The organism is Rhizobium sp. PDO1-076 (assembly GCF_000247475.1).
Taxonomy (GTDB): domain Bacteria; phylum Pseudomonadota; class Alphaproteobacteria; order Rhizobiales; family Rhizobiaceae; genus Allorhizobium.
The window spans coordinates 1-3,801 of record NZ_AHZC01000164.1; the positions used below are offsets into that span (position 1 = coordinate 1).

Sequence of the window (3,801 nt, forward strand, 5' to 3'; positions counted from 1 at the left end):
TAGCTATCCTTGAAGATCATGATCATCGGTGCATTGACGCAGGCGCCCTGACACTCGACTTCTTCCCATGACAGCGTTCCCGATGCATTCAGTTCGAGAGGATCGTGATGGATCTTCGACTTGCAGACCTTGATCAGGTCCTCGGCGCCGCGCAGCATGCACGGCGTGGTGCCACAGACCTGGATATGGGCGCGGGTGCCGATCGGCCGCAACTGGAACTGGGTGTAGAAGGTCGCGACCTCCAGCACCCGGATATACGGCATGTCGAGCTTCTCAGCGACGAATTCGATCGCCGCCTTCGTCACCCAGCCATCCTGCTCCTGCGCCCGCATCAACAGCGGGATCACCGCCGATTGCTGGCGGCCTTCAGGATATTTGCGGATGGTGACTTCAGCCCAAGCGGCATTTTCCGCATTGAAGGAAAAGCCTGCCGGCTGAAATTGCTCTTCGGCTAGTCGACGAACGGACATACTTCCTCACGCCTTGTATCAGTTTATGGAACCACACCGCGTATTCGTCACATTGGCGAATTCGCAGGCATAGGCCGACTTATCTTTCTGCAGAAATACAAACAGCTTCGAGCCGGTCCAGGACGAGCTCTTGATTTCATATCCCTGCTTGATGAGATTGGCCATCGATGCCGATGACTGGCTCGCCGTCACGTCGCTTTCCTGCGCCACCGCAGCGGTGGCACAGACAAAAGCAACGATCGCGACGAGGGTCTTCAGCATCAGCGGTCAACTTCCCCGAACACGATGTCGAGCGAACCCAGGATGGCGGACACGTCCGCCAGCTGGTGGCCGCGGCAAATGAAATCCATCGCCTGGAGATGGGCATAGCCCGGGGCGCGGATCTTGCAGCGATAGGGTTTGTTGCTGCCGTCGGAGACGAGATAGACGCCGAATTCGCCCTTGGGCGCTTCCACTGCGGCGTAAACTTCGCCCTCGGGCACATGGTAGCCTTCGGTATAGAGCTTGAAGTGATGGATCAGGGCTTCCATCGACCGCTTCATCTCGCCACGCTTTGGCGGAACGACCTTGCCGTCCAGCGCCGAGATCGGGCCGGTCCTGGCGTCGCCAAGCAGACGATTGACGCATTGCTTCATGATCTTCACCGACTCACGCATCTCGAACATGCGGATCAGATAACGGTCGTAGCAGTCGCCATTCTTGCCGACCATCAGGTCGAAGTCGAGATCGGCGTAACATTCGTAAGGCTGCGACTTGCGCAGGTCCCAGGCAGCCCCGGAACCACGGACCATGACGCCGGAGAAGCCCCAGGCCCAGCAGTCATCCAGCGTGACGACGCCGATATCGACGTTGCGCTGCTTGAAGATGCGGTTGCCGGTCAGCAGGTCATCGATATCGTCGACGGTCTTGAGGAACGGGTCGCACCACTTGCCGATATCCTCGACCAGTTCATGCGGCAGGTCCTGGTGCACGCCGCCCGGACGGATATAGGCCGAGTGCATACGGGCGCCACAGGCGCGCTCGTAGAACACCATCAGCTTTTCGCGCTCTTCGAAGCCCCAGAGCGGTGGCGTCAGGGCGCCGACGTCCATCGCCTGCGTCGTGACGTTCAGCAGATGCGACAGGATACGGCCGATTTCCGAGTACAAAACGCGGATCAACTGGCCACGGATCGGGATCTGCAGACCGAGCAGCTTTTCCACCGCCATCGAATAGGCGTGTTCCTGGTTCATCGGCGCGACATAGTCGAGACGATCGAAATAGGGTAGCGCCTGAAGATAGGTCTTGGTTTCGATCAGCTTTTCGGTGCCACGATGCAAAAGGCCGATATGCGGATCGACGCGCTCGACGATTTCACCGTCGAGTTCGAGCACGAGACGCAAGACTCCGTGCGCCGCCGGATGCTGCGGACCGAAGTTGATGTTGAAATTGCGGACGTTGTGTTCTGTCATAGCCCCAAACCTTCCGCTTAACTGGTCGCCTTCTCATCGCCGGGCAGCACGTAGTCCGTGCCTTCCCATGGCGAGAGAAAGTCGAAATTCCGGAATTCCTGCTTGAGTTCGACAGGCTCGTAGACAACGCGCTTGGCGTTGTCATCGTAGCGAACCTCGACGAAGCCCGTGGTCGGGAAGTCCTTGCGCAGCGGATGGCCCTCGAAACCGTAGTCGGTGAGGATGCGGCGCAGATCCGGATGGTCGGTGAACAGGATACCGTACATGTCCCAGGTCTCGCGCTCGAACCAGTCGGCGCCGGGAAACACCGGACAGGCCGAGGGGACTGGCTTGAACTCGCCGGTGGCAACCTTGATACGGATGCGCAGGTTCTGGCGCGGCGACAGCAGGTGATAGACCACGTCGAAGCGGTCTTCACGCTTCGGATAGTCGACGCCGCAGATGTCGATCAGGTTAATGAACCCGCACTGGACATCGTCGCGCAGGAAAGTCAGCAGCGCAATGATGTTTTCCGCCTTGGCGGTCAGCGTCAGTTCGCCATAGGTGATTTCGCTCGTCGCGATCAGCGCGCCGCGCATTTCCTTCAGATAGGATGCCAGCTCGTTCAGGGCTTCAGTCATTGTCTTTGTCCCTTTGCCTTACCGCTCGATCGTTCCGGTGCGCCGGATCTTCTTCTGCAGCAGCAGCACTCCGTAAAGAAGCGCTTCTGCCGTGGGGGGACAGCCTGGCACATAGATATCCACCGGTACGACGCGGTCGCAACCACGCACGACGGAATAGGAATAATGGTAATAGCCGCCGCCATTGGCGCATGAGCCCATCGAGATCACGTAGCGCGGTTCCGGCATCTGGTCGTAGACCTTGCGCAACGCAGGCGCCATCTTGTTGGTCAGCGTGCCGGCGACGATCATCACGTCGGACTGGCGTGGGCTAGCGCGCGGCGCAAAGCCGAAGCGCTCGACGTCATAGCGCGGCATCGACAGCTGCATCATTTCGACGGCGCAGCAGGCGAGACCGAAGGTCATCCACATCAGCGAACCGGTACGGGCCCAGTTGATCAGCTCGTCGGTCGAGGTGACCAGAAAGCCCTTGTCGGCGAGCTCATTGTTGATCTCGCCGAAGAAGGCATCGTCGCTGCCGATGGGCTTGCCGGTATTGGGATCAATGATGCCCTTGGGCTGCTGGGCGACCAGCGTGTTGGACTGGATCACTCCCATTCGAGCGCCCCCTTCTTCCATTCATAAATAAAGCCGATGGTGAGCACAAAGAGGAAGGCCATCATCGACCAGAGGCCGAACCATCCGATTTCACTGAAGGACACAGCCCAGGGAAACAGGAAGGCCACTTCAAGATCGAAGATGATGAAGAGGATCGACACCAGGTAGAAGCGGATGTCGAACTTCATGCGCGCATCGTCGAAGGCGTTGAAGCCACATTCATAGGCCGAGAGCTTTTCCGAATCAGGCGCCTTGTAGGCAACGGCAAAAGGCGCAATCAAAAGCGCCAGGCCGATGACAAGGGCTATACCGATGAAGATGGCGATCGGAAGGTAGGAACTGAGAAGTTCAGTCATCATATCACCCTGCTTGTCTCTAATGCCGGGAAGCATCTGGGGCGGAGCCGACAAGCCGAAAGAGAGTTGTAACGAGCCGTGGTTAGCGCAGCCTGTCGGCCAGCGCAAGTCCAACCAAAGCCTTTTCACCCGATACCCGACCACACCTTACCAGCGGGTAAAATGGGTGTCGCGCGAAATCCGCTTTAGATATGTTTGAAAACAAATTTAATTCGGGAAAGGGGAGGAGTGGCGCGAGTGACGGGGCTCGAACCCGCGACCTCCGGCGTGACAGGCCGGCACTCTAACCAACTGAGCTACACCCGCG

6 protein-coding genes and 1 tRNA gene are annotated in these 3,801 nt (G+C 58.6%); all 7 read right to left on the bottom strand.

The genetic code is table 11. The features are described 5' to 3' along the window. The coding region (gene nuoE, locus PDO_RS10865) for an NADH-quinone oxidoreductase subunit NuoE (RefSeq protein WP_007601776.1) at positions 1–470 on the bottom strand (470 nt) is incomplete at its 3' end. A gap of 18 nt (positions 471–488) precedes the next feature. Then, a complete protein-coding gene (locus PDO_RS10870) occupies positions 489–731 on the bottom strand; it encodes a hypothetical protein (RefSeq protein WP_007601777.1) in 243 nt (80 codons plus the stop codon). Continuing rightward, the gene (locus tag PDO_RS10875; RefSeq protein ID WP_007601783.1) at positions 731–1,921 is read right to left on the bottom strand and encodes an NADH-quinone oxidoreductase subunit D; all 1,191 of its coding nucleotides are present in this window, start codon (positions 1,919–1,921) and stop codon (positions 731–733) included. The genes PDO_RS10870 and PDO_RS10875 overlap by 1 nt, the downstream gene beginning before the upstream one ends. Positions 1,922–1,938: 17 nt before the next feature. Beyond that, positions 1,939–2,541 (bottom strand): NADH-quinone oxidoreductase subunit C, encoded by a 603-nt coding sequence (locus tag PDO_RS10880; RefSeq protein ID WP_007601785.1) that lies wholly within the window; start codon positions 2,539–2,541, stop codon positions 1,939–1,941. A gap of 18 nt (positions 2,542–2,559) precedes the next feature. Then, complete coding sequence (locus PDO_RS10885; protein WP_007601786.1) at positions 2,560–3,138, bottom strand: NuoB/complex I 20 kDa subunit family protein; 579 nt, start codon at positions 3,136–3,138, stop codon at positions 2,560–2,562. After that, positions 3,129–3,494 carry an NADH-quinone oxidoreductase subunit A gene (locus PDO_RS10890; protein WP_037073464.1) on the bottom strand — a complete coding sequence of 122 codons (366 nt, stop codon included), beginning with the start codon at positions 3,492–3,494 and terminating at the stop codon, positions 3,129–3,131. Before PDO_RS10890 ends, PDO_RS10885 begins: the two co-directional genes overlap by 10 nt. Before the next feature lie 229 nt (positions 3,495–3,723). Continuing rightward, positions 3,724–3,800, bottom strand: a tRNA-Asp gene (locus tag PDO_RS10895). Position 3,801: the final 1 nt, after the last annotated feature.

Coding starts and splice junctions, on each gene's coding strand:
- PDO_RS10870 (WP_007601777.1), bottom strand. CDS start 731: ATGCTGAAGACCCTCGTCGCGATCGTTGCTTTTGTCTGTGCCACCGCT.
- PDO_RS10875 (WP_007601783.1), bottom strand. CDS start 1,921: ATGACAGAACACAACGTCCGCAATTTCAACATCAACTTCGGTCCGCAG.
- PDO_RS10880 (WP_007601785.1), bottom strand. CDS start 2,541: ATGACTGAAGCCCTGAACGAGCTGGCATCCTATCTGAAGGAAATGCGC.
- PDO_RS10885 (WP_007601786.1), bottom strand. CDS start 3,138: ATGGGAGTGATCCAGTCCAACACGCTGGTCGCCCAGCAGCCCAAGGGC.
- PDO_RS10890 (WP_037073464.1), bottom strand. CDS start 3,494: ATGACTGAACTTCTCAGTTCCTACCTTCCGATCGCCATCTTCATCGGT.